The sequence below is a fragment of the Flavonifractor sp. DFI.6.63 genome, assembly GCF_024462255.1.
Taxonomy (GTDB): Bacteria; Bacillota; Clostridia; order Oscillospirales; family Oscillospiraceae; genus Lawsonibacter_A; species Lawsonibacter_A hominis.
This window is the reverse complement of the sequence record NZ_JANGBE010000127.1, coordinates 1-288: the sequence shown is the minus strand read 5'-3', so window position 1 is coordinate 288 and position 288 is coordinate 1. Positions and strand designations below refer to the sequence as shown.

General features: G+C 37.8%; 1 protein-coding gene. It reads left to right on the top strand.

The annotated features are described in order from the left end of the window. Positions 1-288, top strand: a 288-nt coding sequence (locus NE547_RS18185; RefSeq protein ID WP_370866867.1) for a rubredoxin-like domain-containing protein, incomplete at both ends; no start/stop codon positions are given.

The following is a 288-nucleotide window of genomic DNA, read 5'->3' as shown; positions in this document are numbered from 1 at the left end:
AGTGTAAAGAGTGCGGATATATACACATAGGTGATGAGATACCGGGAGTATGTCCAGTATGTGGTTATGATAGTGAAGTATTTTATGAGATGGAAGATACTGATAAGGATAAGACATATAAGTATTATGATATGATAGATAGCCAAAATGATGATCTTTTGCAACTTATTAGGAGTACAATCAAGGATTCAAGTGACCTTGCTGGTTTGGCTCTTGCCATGTACGTGCAGGCGGAGGACAAAGAGAAAAGTTATGATGCTGAGCTAGTCAAAGATACTGCCTTTAAAC